The 23,375-nt window shown below is 41.0% G+C and carries 19 protein-coding genes and 1 pseudogene; 9 read left to right on the top strand and 11 right to left on the bottom strand.

The window, feature by feature from the left end; genetic code table 11:
• The first annotated feature begins 81 nt into the window (after window positions 1–81).
• The 4 genes from DBR11_RS26955 (at window position 82) to DBR11_RS26935 (ending at window position 3,634) form a co-directional block, all read left to right on the top strand.
• A complete protein-coding gene (locus DBR11_RS26955) occupies window positions 82–1,179 on the top strand; it encodes a hybrid sensor histidine kinase/response regulator (RefSeq protein WP_108555646.1) in 1,098 nt (365 codons plus the stop codon).
• Window positions 1,151–1,561, top strand: a complete 411-nt coding sequence (locus DBR11_RS26950) for a response regulator (RefSeq protein ID WP_108555645.1) — start codon at window positions 1,151–1,153, stop codon at window positions 1,559–1,561. The genes DBR11_RS26955 and DBR11_RS26950 overlap by 29 nt, the downstream gene beginning before the upstream one ends.
• Before the next feature lie 150 nt (window positions 1,562–1,711).
• Window positions 1,712–2,629, top strand: coding sequence for a bestrophin family protein (locus tag DBR11_RS26940; RefSeq protein WP_108555644.1), 918 nt, complete (start codon window positions 1,712–1,714; stop codon window positions 2,627–2,629).
• A gap of 90 nt (window positions 2,630–2,719) precedes the next feature.
• Window positions 2,720–3,634, top strand: coding sequence for a cation diffusion facilitator family transporter (locus tag DBR11_RS26935; RefSeq protein WP_108555643.1), 915 nt, complete (start codon window positions 2,720–2,722; stop codon window positions 3,632–3,634).
• A 6-nt stretch (window positions 3,635–3,640) separates the two neighbouring features.
• On the opposite strand, the gene DBR11_RS26930 is transcribed toward DBR11_RS26935, so the two are convergent.
• The 5 genes from DBR11_RS26930 to DBR11_RS26910 form a co-directional block, all read right to left on the bottom strand.
• A complete protein-coding gene (locus DBR11_RS26930; RefSeq protein WP_108555642.1) occupies window positions 3,641–4,042 on the bottom strand; it encodes a DUF1634 domain-containing protein in 402 nt (133 codons plus the stop codon).
• An 11-nt stretch (window positions 4,043–4,053) separates the two neighbouring features.
• Window positions 4,054–4,887, bottom strand: a complete 834-nt coding sequence (locus DBR11_RS26925; protein WP_108555641.1) for a sulfite exporter TauE/SafE family protein — start codon at window positions 4,885–4,887, stop codon at window positions 4,054–4,056.
• A gap of 1 nt (window position 4,888) precedes the next feature.
• Window positions 4,889–5,542, bottom strand: a complete 654-nt coding sequence (locus DBR11_RS26920) for a FadR/GntR family transcriptional regulator (protein ID WP_108555640.1) — start codon at window positions 5,540–5,542, stop codon at window positions 4,889–4,891.
• Between the two features lie 796 nt (window positions 5,543–6,338).
• Window positions 6,339–7,562, bottom strand: coding sequence for a hypothetical protein (locus DBR11_RS26915; RefSeq protein WP_108555639.1), 1,224 nt, complete (start codon window positions 7,560–7,562; stop codon window positions 6,339–6,341).
• Entirely contained in the window at window positions 7,549–8,034 is a 486-nt protein-coding gene (locus DBR11_RS26910; RefSeq protein WP_108555638.1) for an RNA polymerase sigma factor, read from the bottom strand. Before DBR11_RS26910 ends, DBR11_RS26915 begins: the two co-directional genes overlap by 14 nt.
• A 293-nt stretch (window positions 8,035–8,327) precedes the next feature.
• Here DBR11_RS26910 and DBR11_RS26905 point away from each other — a divergent pair, with 293 nt between their 5' ends.
• The 5 genes from DBR11_RS26905 to DBR11_RS26885 all read left to right on the top strand — a co-directional run bounded on the left by DBR11_RS26905 (window position 8,328) and on the right by DBR11_RS26885 (window position 13,593).
• On the top strand, window positions 8,328–9,215 hold the full coding sequence (locus DBR11_RS26905) for a hypothetical protein (protein ID WP_199233975.1): 888 nt from the start codon (window positions 8,328–8,330) through the stop codon (window positions 9,213–9,215).
• 13 nt (window positions 9,216–9,228) lie between these two features.
• Complete coding sequence (locus tag DBR11_RS26900) at window positions 9,229–9,591, top strand: cytochrome c (protein WP_108555636.1); 363 nt, start codon at window positions 9,229–9,231, stop codon at window positions 9,589–9,591.
• 31 nt (window positions 9,592–9,622) lie between these two features.
• Window positions 9,623–10,171 (top strand): YceI family protein, encoded by a 549-nt coding sequence (locus DBR11_RS26895; protein WP_108555635.1) that lies wholly within the window; start codon window positions 9,623–9,625, stop codon window positions 10,169–10,171.
• The gene (locus DBR11_RS26890) at window positions 10,168–11,121 is read left to right on the top strand and encodes a DUF5777 family beta-barrel protein (RefSeq protein WP_108555634.1); all 954 of its coding nucleotides are present in this window, start codon (window positions 10,168–10,170) and stop codon (window positions 11,119–11,121) included. The genes DBR11_RS26895 and DBR11_RS26890 overlap by 4 nt, the downstream gene beginning before the upstream one ends.
• A gap of 123 nt (window positions 11,122–11,244) precedes the next feature.
• Window positions 11,245–13,593 (top strand): mechanosensitive ion channel family protein, encoded by a 2,349-nt coding sequence (locus DBR11_RS26885; protein ID WP_233260926.1) that lies wholly within the window; start codon window positions 11,245–11,247, stop codon window positions 13,591–13,593.
• A 26-nt stretch (window positions 13,594–13,619) separates the two neighbouring features.
• On the opposite strand, the gene DBR11_RS26880 is transcribed toward DBR11_RS26885, so the two are convergent.
• The 6 genes and pseudogenes from DBR11_RS26880 to DBR11_RS26855 form a co-directional block, all read right to left on the bottom strand.
• A complete protein-coding gene (locus DBR11_RS26880; protein WP_108555632.1) occupies window positions 13,620–14,792 on the bottom strand; it encodes a glycoside hydrolase family 88 protein in 1,173 nt (390 codons plus the stop codon).
• A gap of 18 nt (window positions 14,793–14,810) precedes the next feature.
• The gene (locus DBR11_RS26875; protein WP_108555631.1) at window positions 14,811–15,989 is read right to left on the bottom strand and encodes an alginate lyase family protein; all 1,179 of its coding nucleotides are present in this window, start codon (window positions 15,987–15,989) and stop codon (window positions 14,811–14,813) included.
• Window positions 15,990–16,013: 24 nt separating this feature from the next.
• The gene (locus DBR11_RS26870) at window positions 16,014–18,683 is read right to left on the bottom strand and encodes a glycoside hydrolase family 2 TIM barrel-domain containing protein (RefSeq protein WP_108555630.1); all 2,670 of its coding nucleotides are present in this window, start codon (window positions 18,681–18,683) and stop codon (window positions 16,014–16,016) included.
• A gap of 8 nt (window positions 18,684–18,691) precedes the next feature.
• Entirely contained in the window at window positions 18,692–20,908 is a 2,217-nt protein-coding gene (locus tag DBR11_RS26865; RefSeq protein WP_108555629.1) for a glycoside hydrolase family 3 N-terminal domain-containing protein, read from the bottom strand.
• Between the two features lie 92 nt (window positions 20,909–21,000).
• Window positions 21,001–22,875, bottom strand: a complete 1,875-nt coding sequence (locus DBR11_RS26860) for a RagB/SusD family nutrient uptake outer membrane protein (protein ID WP_108555649.1) — start codon at window positions 22,873–22,875, stop codon at window positions 21,001–21,003.
• Between the two features lie 13 nt (window positions 22,876–22,888).
• Window positions 22,889–23,375 (bottom strand): annotated as a pseudogene (locus DBR11_RS26855) (SusC/RagA family TonB-linked outer membrane protein); the annotation flags it as partial.

Below are 23,375 nucleotides of genomic sequence, written 5' to 3'. Positions count from 1 at the left end.
CTATAGATGTTATCACTAATCTGAATCAAGGTACAGAATTTATTATTACCTTGCCGATAAACTCAAAATAACCACTTTATTATGAATACAACAACAGTCAGAGTTCTGTATATTGATGATGAAGAGAACAATTTGCATGCATTTAAAGCAAGCTTTCGAAGACAATATGAGATTTATACGGCTATTTCAGCCGCCGAAGGTTTGAAAATTCTAGAGAATGTTCCTGTAAATGTGATTATTGCAGATCAAAAAATGCCTGGAATGACAGGTGTAGAATTCTTTAAAAGCATCATCAACACCTACCCTGATCCGATACGAATCCTGCTGACTGGTTATACAGATATTGAAGCGCTTGCTGATGCGATTAATCATGGTGATATCTACAGGTATATTACCAAACCATGGAATGATCTTGAGTTACACAATTCCATTAAAAATGCTTACGATGCATATAAAGCAAAGATCGATCTTCGAAATAAAATAGCGGAACTGGAGAAAACAAACGATGAATTAAACCGGTTCATTTATAGTATATCTCACGAACTAAGGGCTCCGCTGGTTTCTGTTCTGGGTATTGTAAATCTGGTTAAAATGGAAGACCTGTATGATTCGAGCGGAGAGTACTGGAGCCTTATTGAAACCTGCTCTAACAAGCTTGATTACTATATACAAAAAACCCTTCAGTATTATAAAAACAACAAGACAGCCACCGATCTGTCCTCCATCAATTTTAAAAAATTAATCACAGAACTGATCGAACTCTATACGTATACAGACAAGTCTACAAATTTCATCATCAACATAGACCAGAATGAGGAGTTTATTGGAGATGCATTCAGAATTGAAGTGATTCTTGGAAACCTGGTCTCTAACGCCATTAAATACCAAAATGTTAATGAGGAAAACAAACGGGTCAGTATTGATATTTCGGTAACCAGTTATGGAGCCGATATTGCCATAAATGACAATGGTGTAGGCATACTAAATGAACACCTGGAGAAAATCTTCACCCAGTTCTTTAAAGGTAAAAATCAGCATGGCAGTGGACTGGGCTTATTTATTGTTAAAGAAGCGCTCACAAAAATCCATGGAAAAATAGAAGTCAGTTCGAACGTAATTGATGGCACAACATTTAAAATCACCATACCAAATGCAAAATTCGACAAAGAGACTAAATAGAGTGATGCTAATTGATGATAATGAAGTTGACCTAAAAATAAACGCCAAAGTATTATCAATTGCCAACCTATTCGAACATATTATTCATTTTAAATCCGGAGAATCAGGTTTAACCTATTTAAAGAAGCATATTCATCATCCTGAAGAATTACCTGATCTTATTTTACTGGACATACAAATGCCCGATATGAATGGATTTGAATTTCTGGATTACTATAAAAGGTTGCCAAAATCTTTCGTTGACAGTTGTATCGTCACTATTTTATCTTCAACACTGGATTTTGGTGACATCAAAAAAGCAGAAGCCAATACCTATGTGGCAAAAATGTTCATGAAACCTTTAAATCCAAAAGAATTGAGAGATTTTCTGCATCTCTTATAAATAGTAGTATGATGCAACAAGAATCCCCGCCATCGAATAGAAAAGAGAAACTCTGGAGCTGGTTAAAGAAAATCGGGATTTGGGGATTTCTTTTTTTTCTTGTAAAGGGTTTATTGTGGTTGGTTTTAGGCTATTGGGTTTTAAATTGATATGATTATTAAGAAAAAGGAACATTGGTTTTTGATGCTTTTTATATGGAGGCGTTCTGTGCTGCCGGCTTTGCTGCCTAGGCTGCTGTTGCTGTTGTTGTTTTCTGTTATTGTTGTGGCATGCCGTCCTTATTTACTAGAGTTTAAAGCAGAACTTAACCCCACTCCTTTTACACTTTTCGGAATTGCACTGGCCTTATTTTTAGGCTTCAGAAACAATGCCAGCTATGACCGCTTCTGGGAGGCCAGAAAACTTTGGGGTGCTTTGCTTAATGATACGCGTTCTCTGGCCAGACAGGCGCTAACCTTGTGTAATTATGAAAAGGGAGCTGCTGCGCCTGGTTTGTTCATTAACTATCTGATTGCTTTTACTTATGCTTTAAAACATCAGCTCAGGCATACAGATGCAAGTGCCGACATGGACAGGCTCCTGCCTGCCACGCTTTCAGCAGAACTAGCTACAGTGCGCTATAAGCCTATTCTACTGCTTAAAGAAATGGCCGCCTGGGTTCAGGCCAGCCGAGAGCAACAAAAACTTGAACCTATCCTCCAGTTGGCCTTTGAAGAGAACTTCAATAAGCTTTCTGATATTGTTGGCGGTTGTGAAAGAATTGCCGGAACGCCGATTCCTTTTACATACAGCATTCTTTTGCACCGGACAGTTTACATTTATTGTTTTCTGCTGCCTTTTGGTTTTGTGGCAAGTTTGGGCTGGTTTACTCCCCTGATTGTGGTCTTCATTGCTTATACTTTTGTGGCCCTGGAAGCCATTGCAGATGAGATCGAGGAACCATTTGGTTTGGAATCGAATGACCTGGCGTTAAACGCTATGTCTAAAATGATCGAGAATACCCTGCTGGAAATAAATGGGCAGCAACTGGGACCAGTACCACAGGAAAAAAACGATATTATTGACTAGTCCTGGTTGATTGCCTTTTTTCTTCTTCTTTGTTTTAAAAACAATGTATTCCATTAACTGTTCTTTAATGGCTAAGCAGCCTATGCATCCATGACAAAAAACCGAGCTTCTATTTATAGTGCCCTATTGGCAAACCTACTCATTGCCATAGTTAAATTTATAGCCGGCGCAAGAACAAATAGTTCTTCTATGATCTCCGAAGGTATTCACTCTGTTGTAGATACGATCAATGAAATATTACTTTTATACGGATTAAAAAGGAGTCAGAAACCTCCGGATAAACTCAGGCCATTTGGTTATGGCAAGGAATTATATTTCTGGTCTTTTATTGTGTCCATTCTTATTTTTGGTTTAGGAGGTGGGCTATCCATTTACCAGGGTATATTACACATCTTGAATCCTGAACCACCCGGCGATCCGGGATGGAATTATGCGGTATTAATTTTTTCTGCAATTTTCGAAGGAACCTCTTTAATCATCGCCATGAAAGCATTTAACCGCACCCGTGGTGAACTTTCTTTTTGGAAAGCCGTGGTAAAAAGCAAAGATCCAACCAGCTTTCTGGTCTTGTTTGAAGATGGTGCCGCGGTAACTGGTCTGGCCATCGTATTCGTCATGATGCAATTAAATCATGCTTATAACTTACCTGTTCTTGATGGGGTGGCTTCTGTTCTTGTAGGCTTACTGCTGGTTTTTGTTTCTTTAATTCTGGCCAGGGAAAGCAGGAGCCTTCTAATGGGTGAAGGCATTTCACCGGAGACTCAAAAAAAAATCATTGCCATTGCAGAGAATGATAAAGCTGTGATTAAAGTAGCCAGTGTGCTGTCTACTTATCAATCTCCGGAAGAAATCATGCTGATGCTGATCATTTACTTCAAAGAGGATCTTGATACGGAAGATATTACGGATTCTATTGACAGGATAAGGGCTGCAATTAAACGAGAATACCAATTGGTTGAATTCGTGATCATTCAACCGCAGACCCTTAGCGTGTCAAAGTCCTGAATGCTTTTAGCCTTTGATCCCTCCAAATATGCTAAAGAGAATCACACACAATACGATCAGCGTAATAAAAATATAAAGTCTGTCTCTTTCCAGTATAAAAGCAAACAGAGAACAAGCTACCCTAAGAATGGGCGTCGCAATGAGCACCAATACGCCTAATTGAATAATCTCTGTTGTACTTAATTTTAAAACGCCCTTAAATATCCCTGAAAACGTGGTGTAGCCTGCGCCCTCTCCTTTAAAGACTCTATAGTCGGGCACCTCACCTTGACCGTGCTGTGTCAGATAGACAATACCGCCAATAAAAACCACAAGACTTGCCGTAATTACGCCTGTAATTAGCATTTGTCCCACCAGTTGTTCTACATCTTTATCTGCCCAGTAGTGTTTAGAAAATATCTTTTTCATCTTAAACGCTTTTAAAATTTATGCTGATAACCATTATAGATCATTTCAATGGCCACAAAAGTGATGGCTATACAGAAAATGATCCTTAAAACTTTAGGATTCATCCGGGTCAGAAGTTTGGAGCCTGTAAATGCGCCGCCAAGAACACCTAAAATCACCGGAAAGGCAATTCCGGGATCCATGTAACCACGTTGTAAATACACCACTGCACTCGCAGCGGCAGTAACGCCAATCATAAAGTTACTGGTGGTGGTACTCACTTTAAAAGGGATTTTCATCGTGGTGTCCATTGCTAAAACCTTTAGGGCGCCAGAACCTATACCCAGCAAACCGGAAACAACGCCTGCAACGGTCATCAAAGAAAAACCGCCGGCTACATTTCTAAGCTTGTATTCTATTTTCTTCCCGTTTACCGGATAGTCGCTGTTCAGTTTCAATAATTCAGATAGCCTGCTACCCTGGGTAAGCGCGACTTCATTTTTTTTCCGGAGTGTCATGGCTGCTGAGAAGATAAGGATACCTCCAAAAAGCATGGCAATGGTATTGGTTGGGGTATATACTGCTATCAGGGCACCCATTACAGCGCCAATGGTTGTTGCAATTTCAAGGAACATACCCAGGCGGATATTGGTGATGCCTTCTTTAACGTAAGCACTCGCTGCTCCCGAAGAGGTTGCTATGGAGGCTAAGAGGGCTGCGCCAATGGCGTACCGGATGTCGACATGAAAAACGAGTGTGAGCAGAGGAATGACGACAACGCCTCCTCCAAGGCCGGTTAATGATCCGAGTAAACCTGCCAGGTAAGCACCGGCCAGCAAGATCAGGGTAAATGTAAGTATGGTCATTTTAGTAATTGTTGTCTAAGATTTGTTGAAGTACTTGTTGGGCGTGTTTAGGTTTTCCTGATTTTATGGCTTTAAACAATTCCTCATGCAGATGATGGCTTAGTGCAAAATGGCTGATGCCTGTTTTTTCCCGCTCTGAGAAAAATTTCCGGATAATTGCGGTAAAGCTATTGTACAGATCTGCGAGTACGCTATTCGATGATGCCTTGGCTATGGCCATATGGAAAGCGATATCGGCATCGATACATTGTTGCTGTTGTTCTGCGTGAATAGCGAGTTTCCGTTCTTCCAGTTTTTCGTCCATCAGCAAGATGTCTTCTTTTGTTGAGTGAATGGCTGCGAGTTTAACCAATTCATTCTCCAGCAATCTTCTTACCGAATTGATTTCATCGAAGTCTGCACGGATCAGACGCTGGTCTATGGTTTCGGTGTCTTTTGCTGAATTGACAAAGGTTCCCGATCCCTGTTGTACTTTCAAGGTACCGGACATGGCCAGCGATTTGATCGCTTCTCTAATGGTTGATCTTCCTACGCCATACTGCTTCATCAGTTCTGGTTCTGCCGGGATTTTCTCTCCTTCCTGGTATTTCCCTTTAGAAATATCTGTTTTGATCTGTTCGCAGACCCGGTCAGACAATCTTTCTGTTTTTTCCATTTGTTTATTTTAAGCACACAAACATATGATGTTTAATTTAAACATCATATGTTTGTGTGCTTAAAATTACGTTTGCATTACACAAAATTGAGTTAAAAAGTGGGTTAAGAGGTGAATTTTTAGAAAAATTCTGTACATCTGCTTCAAGGCTAACGATATCAGGTGCGCGAAGAGCGCACAGATCTCTGAGGCCTTTCCGCAGAGTACGAGAATTTTTCTTAGCAAATTGCAGAGGAAGGAGGTGAACTATGCATGGCGTATAATAGTTTTTTGTAGAACAGTTTTTCTCCACCATACCCAGCCCCTCCTCCCAGCTTAAGCGAAAAACAAGTATGATGAACAAAATTTGCAAAAGACATCATCCATAAACTCCTCTACGCTATACCCGGAATCTCCTCCCTGCTTAAGCGAAAAACAATTGTGATGAACAAATTTGCAAAAGACATCATCCATAAACTCCTCTACGCTATACCCGGAATCTCCTCCCTGCTTAAGCGAAAAACAATTGTGATGAACAAAATTTGCAAAAGACATCATCCATAAACTCCTCTACGACATACCCGGAATCTCCTCCCTGCTTAAGCGCCATGAAAACGTCAATATTACTCAGAGGAGACCTCAGCTTTGAAGCAAGACGCGCAGCGACGCGAAAAAGCGTTAGTCTCCGAAGAGTATATTGACGTTTTACGACAGCTTAACTTTTCTTTTAAACCTCAGCTTTGAAGCAAGACGCGCAGCCGCGCGAAAAAGCGTTAGTCTCTGAAGAGTATATTGACGTTTTACGGCAGCTTAACTTTTACTTATTATTTTGATGATAGGAGTAGGTTGTTTTTTCTTCCTTTTTCCCTCCAAACAAACCAATATTCAAAGAAAAAGATACCCCTGTAGATTTAAGACTGGCATCGCCGTTGCCAATTCCGGTAAGCGGTAATTTCATAAAAGGCGCCACTCCAATACTAACTCCCCTGGTGATTTGCCGATCAAAGCTGACCGATACATTGGCAATGCCAAATAAATGTTGGTTCTGATTGTTAATTTCTAAATTAGATATCTTCTGATTTGGTCCTGCATCACCGGTGATAAATTGATATTTCTCTTTCAGCATAAAATAGCTTGAAAGTCCGGCATTAAGACTAACGGAGAGTTTCTTCTTATTATATACCTTATAATTTGCATTGATCGGAATATCCAATACATTACAATCTGCATCTACCTGCCATGCCGTTCCTTGCGTGGCATATCCATTTCCCGCTGGTGCAATGCCACCGGAATTATATAGTTTTCTGGAATATATTGCGCCGGAGGTAAGGCTGATTTTTTTTGTTAGGCTATAGGTTGCAAGCACACCAACATTAGAACTGAGCTTAGAGGATGTATTTTGTTTTGCGGTGGAAATATCGGGTGCGGCCATCAGACTTAAAACAAGTCCGTTGTTTTGCCCCAGCCCAGCTTCCATTTTCTTTCTCACACTTCTCTGAACCTCTTCCCAATCTCGCTCGGTAGCTATTTTTTTGTTTTTTATAGAGGCTATTGCCTTTTGTTTTGGGCCAATACTATCTTTCTTTTCTTTGGAGTTTTGGGCAACAGAAACAATTGGCTGAACTGAAGCTTGTTTCTGTTCATTTCCTGGCACAATTGTATCAGAAACATATAGAGGTAGAATTGCTTTTTCTGAAGGAAAGTGTTTTTCTCTTTTTACTTCATTAACTACAACTACTGATCGTACTGTATCCTGACCTGCATTTTTTTGTACTGAAGGTTTAGGTGTCTGTTCTACTGTTGCAGCCTTCTCTTTACTTTTCTTATCGGTACGTTGTGGTTCTGAGAAAAACCAGAACATAAAAATCAATACTGCTGCCGCAATACCCGAAGCAGTAAAGAGCCAAAGTGGAATTCCTCTCTTTTTCTCTTGCTGATCAAGTTTACGCTCCATTTTTTCCCAATCCATTTCATTAAATGGAATATCGGGATCATTAAGTCCACGTTTAAAGAACTGATCTATATTATTATTGTCTTCCATCAGTATCTATTTTTTTAGTGAGCATTTCTTGATTTAGATTTAGGACAGCGAGCTTTTCCTGTAGCTTTTGCCTCGCTTTAAATAAATTGGATTTTGAGGTCCCTACTGATATTTTTAAAATTTCTGCTATTTCCTCATGAGAATAACCATCTATCGCATATAAATTAAATACCGTTCGATAGGCTGGAGACAGTCCTTGAATCAATAAGAGCAAATCCTTGTAAGCAAGCTGATCATAGACTACGGCTTCGTAACCAACGCCCTCATATTCGCTCACATCTTCGTGATCTGAGAATTTCAAATTTGCGCGGTAATGATCTATAGCCGTATTGGTTATAATTTTTCCTATCCAGGACTTGAAGGGTTTAGAGGCATCATACTTATCGATATGTGTAAATACCTTCATAAAGCCATCATTCAATACGTCGGCAGCATCATAATCATTCATGATATACCGCCTGCATATTGCCATGCAATAACTGTAAAATTCTTTATAGAGCACATACTGACTGGATCTTTCCCTTCTGATACAACCGTTGATAATTCTCTGCACCTATATGATATACTTTAAGTTTTTAACCCGAGTCATTTAAGCCAATACGAGGCTTATACACAAAAGGTTGCCAGCCTTTAAAATAAATTTAAAAATTTATTTTAAAACACTGATAAACAATGCATTAATATTTTACACAAACCCGGCAACCTTTATAAAACCCAGCCCGTAATCTATGTAGTACTAAATAAACTATTTAATCACATAGAATTATGAAAACGAACTTAACAAAAACATTTGTCCTTTTAGGACTGTCCACTGTGCTTTTCTTATCGTCATGCTCTAAAGGGGGCGACGGGATGTCACCTACCGGAACTGATCCCTATGGTAATCCTCCGGCGACAAATCCACCGGCAACAAATTCCAATCTTCAGCTGACAACCGATACAAAATTTGGAAACATACTTACAGATAGCAAAGGCAGGACACTGTATTTCTTTTCCATTGATGCAAATGGAACTTCAGGCTGCAGTGGCGGTTGCGAGATCGCCTGGCCTGTATATTATGCAGGAAACGAAACGGCACCGGCCGGAATTGCAGCCACAGATATAAAAACCATTACCCGGGCCGATGGAAAAAAACAGACCACCTATAAGGGATGGCCTTTATATTATTATGCCGCAGATTCTAAGCAAGGCGATGTGGGTGGCGACGGCTCTGGTGGTACCTGGTTTGTAGCCAAGCCTGATTATTCGATTATGCTGGCCAGCTATCAACTGGTTGGTCTGGATGGCAAAAACTATCTTGACGGTGCTAAAGAAGGAACCGGTATAACTCAATACTTTACAGATGCTGCAGGCAGAACATTATACGCTTACGCGCCTGATACCTTTAATAAGAACACCTATACCAAAGCAGATCTTAGCAACAACGGAATCTGGCCAATTTATGAATCAGAAGTTTTAAATGTCCCTTCGGTATTGACTAAAGACATGACTGTTCAAATCACCTCTGTTGGTAAAAAACAACTGACTTATAAAGGTCATCCATTGTATTACTTCGGTTCTGATGCAAAGCGTGGTTATACCAAAGGTGTAAGTGTACCTGTTCCTGGCGTCTGGCCGATCTTGACCCTAAACACAGCTTCATTAACCAATTAAACTTGTCAGCATCATGCCTAAATATTCTGCAATCACTATTGTTCTTGCCATCATCTATATGATTTTATTGAGCTGTTCCAAAAAACAAGCAGCAGAGATTAAACCAGATGTACCTGCACCGGAAAATCCCGGTGCAGTACTGACCTACAGCAACTTTGCACAAGCGCTATTCCAAAATAAATGTGCCGGCTGCCATGCTCCCGGGCGCTCGGCAGCAGCTATTTTTAACTTTACGGGCTATGCCTCTGTTGTGACAAACTCAGAGCGTATTAAACAAGCGGTCTTGGTTAACAAAACAATGCCATTGGGCGGAAGCCTATCGGCCGCAGAACTGCAGTCCTTAACGAACTGGTTTAACCAGGGAATGGCACAATAGTCTTCAATAACAATTTAAAATAATCTGACCGATGAAAACCATCTATTTTATCCTGCTCATCTCCTTTGCTGGTTTATCGGCAAAGGCACAAAGTATTCTGCTGAGCAAAAATGCCACTGTTTCCTTTTTTTCCAGTACTGTCGTTGAGGACATAGAAGGAAAAAGCAGCACTGCTAATTCCGCACTCGATTCTAAAACAGGCAACATCATTTTTAAAGTAATGAATACCTCCTTTCAGTTTAAAAAGAAACTCATGCAGGAACACTTTAATGAAAACTACATGGAGAGTGCCACCTATCCTTTTTCAGAATTCAAAGGAAAGATCATTGATCCTGTTGATTTTAGCAAAGATGGCAGTTATACCGTATCTGTAGAAGGAACATTAAATATTCACGGTGTAACAAAAATCTGTCAAAGTAAGCTAAACCTGGTTATAGAAAAGGGAATCATTTCTGCTAAATCTGTGTTCCGGATAAAAATCGCAGACTACAAAATCAAAGTTCCTTCCATTGTATTTAAAAATATAGCTGAATCAGTAGAAGTACGTGTATCGGCTGTTTATCAACCTAAAACCATATGAGATTAACCCCTTTATATCTAAGAATCCTGTTGCTTTCTTTGTTTGCAACAATGACATTATCAAGCTTCGGTCAGGATGACCTGGAAAAAGCTTTATCGGCAGCCCCATCTCCCGGACATCAGAAAGTCAGCGCAACCTTTAAATCGACCAAACTGATCAATGGACATACGAATGAGACCATTTATAAAAATGAACTGGAATTTAAAGTAGACCATCGTTTTGGAGATATTGCCGGTAGCCAGGGTGGTATTAAACAATTCTTCGGGCTGGACAATTCGACAGACATCCGAATTGGCTTTGAATATGGAATAAGCGATCGCCTGAGTATTGGTCTCGCCCGGGCAAAAGGTGCAACCAATGTGCAGCAGCTATACGAAGGAAGTATAAAATACCGGCTACTGGAGCAAACAACAGATGATTATATTCCAATTGCGATCACCTTATTTGGCAGTAACACCATAGCAGCAGTAAGTGCAAGTGAAGATCCGGCTTCTGCTGCTGCTTACCACAGTTTCAAAGACAGAATGAATTACGTTAGTCAGATCATCATTGCCAGGAAATTTACAGATGGGATTTCTTTTACACTAACCCCTAGCTATATACACCGCAACCTAACGGCTTTCAGAGACCAAAATGATCTGTTTGCACTTGGTGCGGGCGCACGTGCAAAGATTAGTAAAAGAATGGCCGTGGTGATTGACTATTTTATTCCCTTTAGAAACAGCGCGGATAAAGCCTATCTGCAGGGGATTAACGGAACTAAATTCTACAACCCGCTTGGTATTGGTCTTGAAATGGAAACGGGTGGCCATATTTTCCACCTTAATTTCACAAATGCTGCAGCAATTGAGGAAATGCAGTTTATCCCGCAAACCACAAGCTCCTGGTTAAAAGGACAGTACCGATGGGGATTTAGTATTTCCAGAAGATTTTCTTTTAATAAAAAATAGAGTGAAAAAGCATCAATGCATATGCATATTTTAGCTAAAATATTCTTTTAAATGACCGCATTTAAAATTTGGCACAAATACTGCTTATCGGCTTCTGTTATTCTATCTAATTTATTTCATACCATGTCTTTAAAGACTCTTTGTAAAATATACCTCAGGACAGCTTTGCTGTCCCTTTGTTTACTAGGCACTTTCCATGCGTCTTTTGCCCAAAAGAAACGAAAACATGTGGTTACAGAGACAGAAATCCCCTTATTGGTCAACAAGGTAGAAACCTATACATTTACAGTAGACAAAAACAATTTTCAACTCAAAAAGGGCTTCGATTTCAGTGCAATAGAAAGCACGCTACCGGATATAGAAAAAAAGATAAAAGCATTCAAGACTAAGTTTGAGGTACAGGGTGGAAAAATGAACCTTCGCAGCTTAAACAGTGCGGTCATTCTTTTAAAAGAACAGTCAGATAACCTCACAGCTTACAAGACCATACTAACTGATTATAACGAACAGCTGACCAAAAGCAATATTGAAGTTAAAAAAATATTAATTGACCCGGATCTGAACGTCATTATACCCGATTCGGTATTAAACGAGCAGTTGGGTGACCTCCTATCAGAAGGCCGGTCACTGGATACTTTACAACGAAGGATGTTGTCGAAGGTAAACCTGTTGAGAAATCGCTTATCCGTTAACCTCCTGCAGCTGAATGATCTTTCTTCAGATATGAACTATCTGTCGATTTCTAAAAAGATCAATATGTTTTCCCGGGAGGAGTCGCCTCTGTTTGGTGCAAAGGCCAGCCAGTACCAGCAAAGTTTTGCAGAGGTTATTGCCAGTGGATTTCAGCGTTCCGTGAAAATAATCAGCATCTATCTTGCGGGAAAAATGCACATCGTGACACTCTCCCTGTTAATTTTTATTCTAACCACCGCTTGGTTGTTGTCCAACAAAAGAAGGATAAAAAAGCAGGAAGATGCCAAAAGTGTATTTCAACAGATCAACTTTTTAGAAGTAAGTTTTTTAATAGGGTCTGTTATGGCTCTATTTACGTATGCCCCTCTTCTTTTTGGAAACCCAACCATGTCCTTGCTACACGCGCTTGAAGCCATCCGCCTGGCATGCGTATGTATTCTGATCTGGCCTTTTTTAAATAAAGGCTCAAAACCTTTATGGATCGGTCTTATTTGCCTTTGGGTTTTCTACGCCATTGACGACATTTTACTGGATGCTGCATTTGGCGAACGCTGGGGTTTATTCCTGGCGGGCGTACTGCTGATGGTCATTTGTATTAAAATGATCCGTTCCAATAACGCTTTTTTTCTAAAGATAGAAGAGTCTCCTGCCACAAAGGCGCTCCTTATTTTTACATTGGCACAGGTTACCTTATCCGTTCTGTTTAACCTTACAGGGCGCCTAACACTTGCTAAAATATTTGGAGTAAGTGCCATTCAATGCCTAATGCTTGGGGTTTCGCTTAAAGTTTTCTGCACGATGGTACTGGAGGCCATTTACCTGCAAACAGAAGCTTATCATGACAGTAGATTTTCTGATTTTATCAATTATAAAGAACTTCAGCATCGTTTTCAACGGAATTTATGGATCATTGCCTCTATTATATGGACCATTGGATTTATACGCAATTTAACCCTTTATGATGTGCTGATTAGATTGTCATCGTCTTTCTTTTATACACAAAGAAGTATTGGCAGTTATCAGTTTACCTTTGCCAGCATTGCTATATTTTTCTGCATCATCTGGGTGTCTTCCTTAATCTCAAGCTTCATCAGCTTCTTTTTTGGTCATGAAAAAGCGACGGCCGGAGGCAAACGGAATAGTCTGAATTCTATGATGCTGCTCGTTCGTCTTGCCATCTGGACAATTGGTTTCTTAATTGCCGTAGCCGCCGCAGGTATTCCTATCGACAGATTATCCATTATGCTTGGAGCGCTGGGGGTAGGTATCGGTTTTGGTTTGCAAAACATTGTAAACAACCTGGTTTCGGGGGTTATACTTGCTTTTGAACGTCCCATACAGATTGGTGATCAGATTGAAATTGGCAATAAATCAGGTACGGTTAAAGAAATTGGGGTACGGTCCAGCAAAATTCACAACGCAGAAGGCGCAGATATCATTGTTCCTAATGGAGATCTCCTTTCTCAACACCTCATCAACTGGACCATGCAGGACCGCAGCAAAAGAGTGGAGTTTATGATTGGGGTTCCTTACGATACCGATCTGGACTGGGCTAAAAACCTCATTGCAGAAAAACTCAAATTGAATGAAAATATTCTTCAGACACCTGCTCCTGTAATTATTGTTCAGGATTTTGGTGAGTATGCCATTAGCATCAGGATTTTATTTTGGGTTGCAGATCTGGGCGTGGCCGGATCTATGCGTTCAACAGCGATGATAGATACGAAAAAAGTCCTGTCAGAGGCAGGAGTACAATTACAAATCAGGCCCCTGAGTTAAGCCTTGGGCATACAGGGGCCTGATTTTTATTTTTCACTTCTCAACAAAGCTTCAAGATAATAGTAATCGGCATAATTTATTGGCACATCTACTTCGGAATTCGCTGGCCGGTGACCTGTACTGTGCTCCAGTATAAAACCCCTGTTATCACCAGGTTTACTGGTATAATTCTGATTTAAACTGAAAAGGATTTTATCTGCGGCTTTCCTGTACCCCTGTCCTTTACTGTATTTGTCCAGTTCATACAAGGCTGAAGCAGTTATAGCGGCAGCAGAAGCATCACGGGAAACATTAGGGATCTTTGGATCATTGTAGTCCCAGTAGGGAATGCCGTCTTTTGGTGTCACCGGATTTTTAAGGATAAACCCTGCAATTCCATTGGCTTGTTTCAAATAGGCCTTGTCTCCTGTTTCCCGGTAGCACATCGTATAGCCATATAAGGCCCAGGCTTGTCCTCTGGCCCAGGCAGATGTATCATTATAGCCTTGAGCGGTCACTTTTTGGCGAACATTTCCTGTTTCAGTATCATAGTCTACCACATGCCAGGAACTGTAATCCCGTCTGAAGTGATTTTTCATAGTGGTATTGGCATGCCTTACCGCTATTTTATAAAAAGAAGAATCTCCTGTTAACCTGGTGGTTTCGAAAAGCAGTTCCAGGTTCATCATGTTGTCAATGATGACCGGATATTTCCATTTATCCGTATTGTGGTCCCAGGACTTGATTACTCCTGCTACAGGGTTGAATCTCTTTATCAGGGATTTTGCAGATTGAATAAGTACAGAACGGTAAGCCGTGTCGCCAGTGAGGCGATAACCATTTCCAAAACTGCAGTACATCATAAAGCCCAGATCATGTGTTCCGGTATTGAACTGTTCCTTTCGTACTTTTTCGGTATATGTCCGTGCCAGCTCCATCCATTTAGGGTCTTTACTGTACTGGTAAAAAAACCAAAGTTCTCCCGGGAAGAAACCACTTGTCCAGTCTCGGGAAACCACCATTACCAGTTTACCATGCTCTATCGTTCTTGGAGAAACCTGATTCTTTTTAGCAGCAAGGGTATCTTTCTGTATCTCTGTTAACAAGACTCGTGTTTGCGCCTCCGCGTGTTTGAAAGCTTGAGCGATATTTATTTTTTGCGCATTTAGGGAGCCAAATACAAGGCTTAAAGCGAATGTAGCTATCCATTTTTTATTCATAATTGTGTGTTGTTATTGTTAAAACCATATTAAAGGGTGACGGACCGGCAAATTCCTGATCACCTCTTCTACTGTTGGATCATGGTCCAGTTGTGCCCAGGTCTGGAACCAGTTGTTTTGACTGAATCTATTTGCGCCAAATAACAAGAAAGGTTGTGCTACTGGCCAGTTTTCCCAATACATGACATCTGGAGATCGTGTCCATTTACCTTTATCGGCGATAAATGGGTACAAATATTGTATCCCCTTCTTTATACTTTTACCATCATTGGTCTGAAAATTCCAAAGGTCATCTTCTGGTGTAGAAAGGATTTGACAAAGCATTACCATGGCGTCTAAATTGAAGATAGAATACCCATAAGGTTTTGTACGGGCAAGCTCCAGCGGAAAGCTTCCATCGGTAGCCATTTGATTTGGGAGCAAGACGGTTTTATATCTTAACCGCAGTGAATCCATCATTGATTTGTCTCCGCAAAGGTTGGCAAAGGAGGCCACCTGCATAGCCCAGCAGGTAGAGTGGTTATTTTTAATGTTTTTTTCCTGGAGTCCAGGTTTACTGGTATTCATCCATAGGATGTATCGGGCAAACCATTCTTTAATTCTTTTGGCTTCTTTTTTTCCAAACAAAGGCGATTTTTCCATCACCTGTATACCCTGGGCAACCTCCATCAGATGAATCGTATCAATAATTCCATAATTACGACCTGTCTGTCTGCCTTTTACCGCCTGGGCATACAGTAGATTGGGATTCATGAGGGTTTCAGCATCCATAAACCAGGCTTTAAGATGTCTTATGGCCTTCTGTACATATTTGTCATCGCCAGTAATTTTATAGGCCGAGGCGAGTGCCCCGATCAATTCACTAAAACGAATCATTGCTTTGCGGTGTTCCGTGAAATTATCTGGGTTGGTGACGCCATCCCGCTCTTTATAGGGGCCGTCCGGATCCTTCGGATTTGGCCAGAAGTAATCGGCTTCCGAAAAAAAGTCATGCTTCCCTCCTGCACTTCTGGGCGATGAAACTGCAGTGACGGTAATTGGTTCCAGTGCCATAGCAGCTTCAGCTTCCTTTAATACTTGTTTCCGCAGTATTTGTTCTGCTTGTTGTTCTATGGAAATGGACTGTCCGTTAACAACGGAACTGAATCCGGTACAGATGAACAGGACAAAAGTTTTGGCGATCACATTCTTTAACATCTTTTTCAGGTTAACGTAATTTATTTAATTGATTCTTCTTAAGGAAAGTGCATTGAGAACTGGCTTCCCTTTTTGAGGAACAAAGTCAAGCAAAATCCCTGTGCCATTGACCACATTGATCTTCAGGCTTTTCTGAACAGCTGTTGCATAGCCGTAATCCTCGCCCAGGTTCAGATTATTCAAAAAAGATTTTCCGTTCACATTAACGTTAAAAATGCGCTGTTCCTGGATTTCCTTCTGATGGTTATTGTCTAAATTATAAGCCAGCGCTTCCTTATCAGGCCCTCCCATCAGTTCGGAAAAGAAAAGGGTCAGCTCATAGGTTCCGTCTGGTACATCCATTTTATAAGCACTAAGGCCTACCTGTTGCGTCTGGTAAATGGGATCACGATCTGTACCGAGAATGTTTTTATCAGATCCATAAGAGATTCGGTTATTTGTTCCTTTAAATGGCGCCCCGCCTATATACCCCCATGAGCCTTTTCGATAGGCCTGATCAGGTATCCAGAGGGTATGCTCCTGTTCATCTATGAAATAGCGTTCTGCACCGAGCAGCACGTGGAGAGCAGCAAAATCAGAACTTCCGGTTATAAGATAAGGTAATAAGTTCAACCTGATTTCTTCGACATCTTCAATTCCCGGTTGCTCCGGATTTACCGCCCGAACCTGGTTCCATCCGGCCTGAAAGGGCACAGGCCAGGTGCAGAGGTGATCTTTACTGAATTGGATACCAAGGCTTTTTCCGTTCAAAAAGAGTTCTGCTGAGGAAAAATTGGTTGCCACCTGTATCTGTTGGGTAGAAACCATACCATTGGTAGAATCAGCCATTCCGGTTCTTTCCGTCCAGTTTCCTGATGCGATTTTAAGAAAGGGTTGTTTTAGCAAATAAGCCTGATACAAATAGTAAGTATCTTTTGGTTCACGGCCTAAAGTGAGTAATCCTTTATTGTTGATATGAGGCATGGTTTCCTCCCTGGTTTCAGAATTAAAGTCGGCCAGATTCCAGACCATGGCACCACTTACAAATGAACGGCTTAAGATGTCGTTGAGATAGACCTGGCTAAATTTCAATGCATATTCTACACTCTTATCAAATCGTACAGGAACAAAAGAACGGATCCTTGGATCTGCATCGGCACCAAATTCGGTGACCATCACAGGTTTATCCGGAAGTTCTTTTCTATGTTTGTCCAGAAATTGGCCAAAACCTTTAAGTTCACCTCCATACCAACCCTGATAAAGGTTCCAGCCTACAATCATCGGTATCTTAGTTAAGCCTACTTTGGTGTACCGGTCAAAGTCTCCGTGAAAGGCCATCATGGTATAGCGTAAGGGATCTTCTTTTCTGGTCAGATCCTCCAGTGACTGGGCCAGTTCTCTGATATGCTCAAAATACAGATGCTGACGGTCTTTATCTCCAGAAAATTTCGGTCTCAGTAAGACTTCATTCATATAAGCCCAAACCACAACACTTGGATGATTGAAATTCTGGCGGATCATCTCCAGCAGCATATTTTTACAATTTTTTGTAAAGGCCGGGCTCTCCGTAATGGCGTTTACCACTGGAATTTCCACAGATGCCAGGATACCTAAACGGTCACAGGCTTGCAGGATCACCGGGTCCTGCGGATAATGCGCAACCCGTAGAAAATTGCCGCCCATTTGTTTGATCAATTCTACATCTCGGATTTGAAGGGATTCGGGAACGGCATTACCTAATCCTTCATAATCCTGGTGGCGACTTGCGCCCACCAATTTGAGCGGCTTTCCATTGAGAAAAAAGCCTTTTTCTGCATCAAATTTAAACCACCGGAAACCGAGTGAATTGGAGATCAGGTCGAGCTCCGTACGATCTTTTGCATCCAGAATTTGACTCACAACCCTGTAGAGATAAGGATGTTCAGGAGACCATAAATGAGGCTGTTTTACCTCCGGAAGATCTTGCACCATTGTGATTTTTCCTCCGGAAGGTAGATCAGCCCGGGAACTTTTTGAAGAAATAGCCTTTCCCTGCTGATCGTATACCGTGGTGATCAGCTTTATGCTTTTACTTTTTAAGGAAGCATTTTCCAAAAGGCTTTTCACCTGAACTTTTCCCTTTTCATCGGATACAAGAGGTGTATTGATATAGACTCCCGCAGCACCATGATCTGCCAGAGAAAAGTGTATGGGCTCGGTAATCAGCAGATCAACCTTGCGGTAGATACCACCAAAAAATGTGAAATCTGCCGTTAATGGAGCAATATCTTCATTAAAACGATTGGTGACCTTTATTACAATTTCATTTTTAAAATCACCGTCAAACTTCAATAATTGATGCAATGGAACATTAAAACCGGTATAACCACCTGCGTGTTTAGCTGCAAGGGTGCCGTTCACATAGACTTCGGTTTCCTGATTTGCGCCTTCAAAACAAAGAAATATTTCTTTCCCTTTCCTATAGGGCTTTGTACTGAGTTCCTTTTTATACCAGCCAAATCCTCTATAATAACCAGGCTCATCATCCATAACATCCTTTGCATTCCAGGTATGCGGAAGCTTAATATTTTCCCAGGTTTTCTCGTCTTTACTAAAGGACCAGTGTTCGTTAAAGCCAATCCGGGTTCTGCCGGTAACTAGATTCTTTTCCTGGGAAAATGCTGCCCCGGCAAACAAAAAACATAAAAAAAACAGGAACTGCTTAAAATAACTCATATTTACCTTTATTCTAATTTAAAATCACTCTCGAGCCGCATCTGATCGGAGGCACCTCCAACCATCAATTTAAAAGAACCTGGTTCTGTGATCCAGCCTCTTTCACTTTTGTAAAAAGCCAGCATTTCTGGTGTAATAACAAATTTAATTGTTTTACTTTCGCCTGGCTCCAGCTCAACCTTATCAAAGCCTTTGAGTTCTTTAACAGGTCTTACTACAGAAGCTACTTTATCCTGAAGATACAGCTGTACGACTTCTTCTCCTTTTCTTTTACCCGTATTGGTTAAGGTAAAGCTAACATTTAAATTTTCGCCACCTTTCATGATTTCCTTATCTTTTCTTAAATCGGTGTAACTGAAATCTGTATAACTCATACCAAAACCAAAAGCATAACGTGGCGTGTTTGGTGAATCTATATAGGCGGAACGATAATGGATGTCTCCTGATTTGGCAACAGGCCTGCCGGTATTGGCATAATTATAGAATAAAGGAACTTGGCCAACAGACCTGGGAAAGGTCATCGGTAGTTTACCTGATGGATTGTAGTCAGCCGAAAGTACATCTGCAATGGCATGACCGGCTTCTCCGCCCAACCAGAAAGTATATACAATAGCATCTGCCTGGTCGGCAATCGTATTAAAAATCAATGGTCTTCCGCCCATAACCACCACAATGACTTTTTTACCCGTTTTTTTGATCTTTTGGAACAAAGCTTCCTGAACGCCTGGCAATTCGATATTAGCCCTGGATTTTGCCTCGCCGGTCATATTTCCTGCTTCGCCCAGTACCATCACAACCAGATCTGCATTTTGCGCAGTCTGAATGGCCTCATTAAATTTAGAAGTATCTGAAGTATTGATTTTGCAGCCTTCAGCGTAATTGAATTTCATTGTCCCGAAACGCTGTTTTAGCCCCTCCTCTACGCTGGTCATTTGTGTGGTATCAGCGTATACTGTCCAGGTACTGGCCAGATCAGCTTTAGCTCTGACAAGAGGCCCAATAAGGGCTATTTTTTTCACATCGGTTTGCAGAGGTAGTATTTGATGTTCATTTTTCAGTAATACGATGGATTTATCCGCCATGGAACGGGCTGCTGCTGCATGGGTTTTATCTTTCATCACGATGTCTTCCCTTTTGAAATCTGAAAATTTATAAGGATTTTCAAAAAGCCCCAATTCAAATTTCTTATACAGAATTCTTTTCACTGCATCATCTAGAAGATCTACAGATATCTTTCCGGTCTGAATCAGTTTTTCTAATTCATTTTTATAGGCTTCACTTTCCATATCCATATCACTTCCGGCAGTTATGGCATAAGCAGCGGCTTCACTTAAATTTGCAGCAAAACCCCAGGGTATCATTTCTCTGATCGAACCCCAATCGCTCACAACAAAGCCTTTATAATTCCATTCTTTCTTTAAAATGTCGCGCTGTAAAAATGTGCTTGCGGTGGCAGGAACGCCATTTAGGGTATTAAAAGCATTCATAAATGTAGCAGCTCCAGCCTCTGCTGCTGCTTTAAAAGGCGGCAAGTAAATTTCTCTAAGCTGCTGTTCACTCATATCTACAGGATTATAATCTCTGCCGGCAATTGCCGCACCATAAGCTGCAAAGTGTTTTACACAGGCCATAACGGCATCTGTAGCGCCCAATTGCTCACCCTGAAATCCCTTTACCCTGGCTCTGGCAATTGCCGAGCCTAGAAAAGGATCTTCGCCTGCGCCCTCCATCACCCTGCCCCACCTGGGGTCTCTGGCTATATCAACCATAGGTGCAAAGGTCCAGTGTATCCCCGAAGCAGCAGCTTCTTTGGCTGCAATATGGGCAGATTGTTTTATAGCTTCCATATCCCAGGATGCCGCTTCGGATAATGGCACCGGAAAAACGGTTTTATAGCCATGAACTACATCCAAGCTAAAAAGCAATGGAATTTTCAAACGGGATTTCAAGGCTTCAGCCTGTATTTCCCGGGTATCCTTTACCCCTTTTACATTCAGCATGGACCCCACCATACCATTTTGTATATCTTTAAGTAAATAGGCCTTTCTATCATTCGCCGGACCTGTGACTTCACGTCCGGAGTATTGATTGAGTTGTCCAATCTTTTCTTTTAAAGTCATCAATTTTAAGAGAGAATCTACTCTTTTACTGATGAACTGCTCCTGTGCCTGGACATTAAATACCTGCAAGCATAAAAAACCTAGTAACCAATTGTATCTTTTCATTTGTAAGTGTATTTCCTCGGTTGTTGGACCTCATCAGACGACGACCAAAATAAAACGTCCAGGCTGTTCATCGCCCGGACGTTTTTGCAGTGTTATTCTATTTTATCGAGAGCAGGCACATTGGATTCATATCCACTGTAACCTTTATTTTGATTGATATGACCTCCCGTATTAAATCTTTGGGCACTGGCAGGTATTGGCCACAGCACATGATACGGTGCGATACGATATTTTACGCCTTGTAAGGTTGGAACCTGATTTTTATAAAAATCGTTCTTTTCTATGATCCGATCGTAAAAGAAGTTATTATCGGAAAAGGCTGCCATGGTGTAACTCTTCCCATTATAGGCAGATTTTCCTGTTAGGGCAAAAATATAGGCAATACGGGTTAATTCTGTTTTTCTTGGTTCTTCCCAATACAATTCCCTGGCCCTTTCATCTAATATGGTACCAATATTAATTTTGCTGGCATCGGTATACAATTGTGCATTGGCACGTGACCTGACAGCATTAATATCGCTCATAGCAAGTTCCAGATTTCCTTTCCAGTAGTAAGCTTCTGCCCTTAACAAATAGGTTTCTGCAAGTCTGAATACATACCAGTCTGTATTTGTACCACGAGGAGGTGTCCAGTAAGGGTCATTAGCCAGAGCATTCGTAGAGTTAATGAATACTTTATAATGAGGCCATCCAAACCAGTGTCTGATCGTATCTAAAGATCCATTGGTAAACATTTGTTTGATATTACTCGCATCATACTGAACCAGTGGTTTCCCATATAAATTCCTTTCTGCTTCTATTTTAGAAGTTTTTAATGCAGGATTGTTGTAAACCAAATCCGTCATATCCATCCACATTCCTTTAGCATGCCTGTAATCTGTATGATCTGTCCAGATATATTGGGTGCTATAAGGCGTTCCGCGATATCGACCAATACCGCGTCCGTACATTCTGGTCAATGGAATCTCGGCAGTTACAGCGTCTGTTATGGCTGTTCCTCCGTATGGTGTTTTCAGATTTGCAAAATGCCAGGCTGGCACTGTATTGCGCATCAGTTGTGATCCATTAGGCGTAAATCCTTGAAATGCTTCTCTGTCAATTACCAGAAATAATGCTTCCCGGTTTGAGGATATGGCTTTATTATCCATTCGGTGCAAGTCCCAAACTACATTTTTAGTTGCATCAGAAGCTGTACTTCCAAAACGTGCAGTCATCAAACCGTATTTACTTCCGTTAATCACGCTGGTCGCCGCCGTGATAGCCTCATCAAATTTTCCCAGGGCAAGGTCTACTTTGGTAAGCAGATGACTCACAGCGCCTTTGGTGACCTCTCCCTTATTTACGTTATCCGTCACCCAGGTCTGTGCAAATTCCAGGTCTGTTTTCATCTTAGCCAGAATAACCTCTCTTTTAGTAGAATAGAAATCTGTTCGTGGTGCATCCAAATCCTTTAACTGCAGGGGTACATCGCCAAACTGATGGACCAGGCGGTAATAATAATAAGCGCGAAAGAAATAAGCCGAACCCAGAATTGCATTCTTTTCAGCGTCCGAGCTGTATTTTGGTTTATCAATATTGCTGATCACACTGTTTGCCTGGCGAATGGCAATGAAGGAATTGTCCCAGTACCAGCCTACTTTATTAAAGTCATCACTGTTGAGGTTCGCATCTGGAGTAATCCGGGTAACAAGATCCTGGGCAGGTGTACTTTTATCGGTAGTACCTTCAACAGCAACATCTGAAAAGATGGACTCTGTTAGCATGGGTGCTGAATCTCCAAAATATTCTTTTCGAAGCACTAAAGCAATTCCATTAAGCGCAGCCTTCATGGCTGTCGGATTATCAAGATTTGCGGGTGAGTAGCTGGACAACTGATCAGAATCCAGAAAACTTTTTTTACATCCACTGTCTGCAATCAGTAATGCCGCAGTGCATAATATGAGTAATTTCTTATTAATTGTTTTCATTTTAAAGATCTTATTATAGAGAAACATTTAGGCCTAAAGTGTAATATCTTGGTGTTGGACCATTGTTTTCAGGATCCCAATAATTCCAGTTTCTTGAATATACTGCTGCATTATTTACATTCGCATAAATCTTTGCATTTTTAACATGCAGTTTGTTGATTAAATTTTGTGGAAGTGTATAGGCCAGCGCAACCGTATTTAAACGGATAAAAGAGTTATCTCTAAAAACACTAAAACTGGTACCACTAGTCCCTGAACTTAGCCTTGCGTAGTCATTAATCGGATTATCAGGTGTCCAGTAAGGCAATACATAGGAGTTCTGGCGGGCAAATCCTACACTACCAGGCTGGTTCTTTGCAGAATTATACTCTTTTTTTTGCCCCCAGTTAGACAACAGCTGAAAAGAGAAATCGAAGTTCTTAAAAATATTAAATTCGTTCCGGATCGCAAATATAAACCTGGGGGTTTTATAGCCCAGAAACTGTTTATCTGTATCACTA

Origin of the sequence: Pedobacter sp. HMWF019, from assembly GCF_003061025.1 — a bacterium.
Lineage (GTDB): Bacteria > Bacteroidota > Bacteroidia > Sphingobacteriales > Sphingobacteriaceae > Pedobacter.
The sequence above is the reverse complement of the archived record's forward strand: the minus strand, read 5'-3'. Positions and strand labels throughout refer to the sequence as shown.

What these genes read in the sequence shown, in the direction of transcription:
- DBR11_RS26955 (WP_108555646.1), top strand. Translation starts at nt 82, where the DNA reads ATGAATACAACAACAGTCAGAGTTCTGTATATTGATGATGAAGAGAAC.
- DBR11_RS26950 (WP_108555645.1), top strand. Translation starts at nt 1,151, where the DNA reads ATGCAAAATTCGACAAAGAGACTAAATAGAGTGATGCTAATTGATGAT.
- DBR11_RS26940 (WP_108555644.1), top strand. Translation starts at nt 1,712, where the DNA reads ATGATTATTAAGAAAAAGGAACATTGGTTTTTGATGCTTTTTATATGG.
- DBR11_RS26935 (WP_108555643.1), top strand. Translation starts at nt 2,720, where the DNA reads ATGACAAAAAACCGAGCTTCTATTTATAGTGCCCTATTGGCAAACCTA.
- DBR11_RS26930 (WP_108555642.1), bottom strand. Translation starts at nt 4,042, where the DNA reads ATGAAAAAGATATTTTCTAAACACTACTGGGCAGATAAAGATGTAGAA.
- DBR11_RS26925 (WP_108555641.1), bottom strand. Translation starts at nt 4,887, where the DNA reads ATGACCATACTTACATTTACCCTGATCTTGCTGGCCGGTGCTTACCTG.
- DBR11_RS26920 (WP_108555640.1), bottom strand. Translation starts at nt 5,542, where the DNA reads ATGGAAAAAACAGAAAGATTGTCTGACCGGGTCTGCGAACAGATCAAA.
- DBR11_RS26915 (WP_108555639.1), bottom strand. Translation starts at nt 7,562, where the DNA reads ATGGAAGACAATAATAATATAGATCAGTTCTTTAAACGTGGACTTAAT.
- DBR11_RS26910 (WP_108555638.1), bottom strand. Translation starts at nt 8,034, where the DNA reads ATGGCAATATGCAGGCGGTATATCATGAATGATTATGATGCTGCCGAC.
- DBR11_RS26905 (WP_199233975.1), top strand. Translation starts at nt 8,328, where the DNA reads ATGAAAACGAACTTAACAAAAACATTTGTCCTTTTAGGACTGTCCACT.
- DBR11_RS26900 (WP_108555636.1), top strand. Translation starts at nt 9,229, where the DNA reads ATGCCTAAATATTCTGCAATCACTATTGTTCTTGCCATCATCTATATG.
- DBR11_RS26895 (WP_108555635.1), top strand. Translation starts at nt 9,623, where the DNA reads ATGAAAACCATCTATTTTATCCTGCTCATCTCCTTTGCTGGTTTATCG.
- DBR11_RS26890 (WP_108555634.1), top strand. Translation starts at nt 10,168, where the DNA reads ATGAGATTAACCCCTTTATATCTAAGAATCCTGTTGCTTTCTTTGTTT.
- DBR11_RS26885 (WP_233260926.1), top strand. Translation starts at nt 11,245, where the DNA reads ATGTCTTTAAAGACTCTTTGTAAAATATACCTCAGGACAGCTTTGCTG.
- DBR11_RS26880 (WP_108555632.1), bottom strand. Translation starts at nt 14,792, where the DNA reads ATGAATAAAAAATGGATAGCTACATTCGCTTTAAGCCTTGTATTTGGC.
- DBR11_RS26875 (WP_108555631.1), bottom strand. Translation starts at nt 15,989, where the DNA reads ATGTTAAAGAATGTGATCGCCAAAACTTTTGTCCTGTTCATCTGTACC.
- DBR11_RS26870 (WP_108555630.1), bottom strand. Translation starts at nt 18,683, where the DNA reads ATGAGTTATTTTAAGCAGTTCCTGTTTTTTTTATGTTTTTTGTTTGCC.
- DBR11_RS26865 (WP_108555629.1), bottom strand. Translation starts at nt 20,908, where the DNA reads ATGAAAAGATACAATTGGTTACTAGGTTTTTTATGCTTGCAGGTATTT.
- DBR11_RS26860 (WP_108555649.1), bottom strand. Translation starts at nt 22,875, where the DNA reads ATGAAAACAATTAATAAGAAATTACTCATATTATGCACTGCGGCATTA.